The sequence below is a fragment of the Burkholderia sp. HAN2018 genome (assembly GCF_024704855.1).
GTDB classification, from domain to species: domain Bacteria; phylum Pseudomonadota; class Gammaproteobacteria; order Burkholderiales; family Burkholderiaceae; genus Burkholderia; species Burkholderia cepacia.
The window spans coordinates 1-738 of the sequence record NZ_QOBB01000541.1 but is presented as its reverse complement, the minus strand read 5'-3'; the positions used below and the strand labels follow the sequence as shown (position 1 = coordinate 738).

Here is a 738-nt window from a genome sequence, read left to right as displayed (position 1 = left end):
CTGCTGCGCCACCGGCTCGCGGCGCTCGTCGGGCGCGGGCCCGGTTATGCGGACACGCTCACGCCGTCACCGCGCGTGCTGCATGCCGTCGCGCCGTTGCCCGCGACGCTCCCGGCCGCACTCGTCGGGCGCCGGCCCGACATCCTGGCTGCCCGCTATCGCGTCGAGGCCGCGTCGGCCGACATCGACGCGGCCCGCGCGGCGTTCTATCCGGACATCAACCTGATGGCGTTCGCCGGCGTGCAGAGTTTCGGCTTTCGCGCGCTGCTTCACGGCAGCAGCGGCACGTTCGGCGCCGGCCCCGCGATTACGCTGCCGATCTTCGAAGGCGGCAGGCTGCGAGCCGGCCTGCGCGCGCAGACCGACGCGTACAACGCCGCCGTCGCCGACTACGACGACACCGTCGTCAACGCGCTCGCCCAGGTCAGCGACTCGCTCGTGCAGCTCGACGCGCTGGCCAGGCAGCGCGACCTGAATCGCGATGCGCTGGCACGCGCCCAGCAGACCTACGACATCGAGACGCGGCGCTACCAGAAAGGCATTTCCGGCTACCTGGACGTGCTGCTGGCCGAAACCCGGCTGCTTGAAGACCGCCGGTCGGTCGCTCGCGCCGATACCTCACTTGCCGTCGAGCACGTCCGGCTGATCGCCGCGCTCGGTGGCGCAACGAACCCCGGAGCCCAACAATGAATCGCACCGACACCCCGCCGGCCGCCGCGCCGGCCGCCGCGGGCGCGG

At 72.5% G+C, this 738-nt stretch carries 1 protein-coding gene; it reads left to right on the top strand.

The window, feature by feature from the left end; translation table 11 throughout:
* On the top strand, nucleotides 1-690 hold a 690-nt coding region (locus tag DPV74_RS41665), incomplete at its 5' end, for an efflux transporter outer membrane subunit (RefSeq protein ID WP_162923354.1).
* Nucleotides 691-738 lie beyond the last annotated feature (48 nt).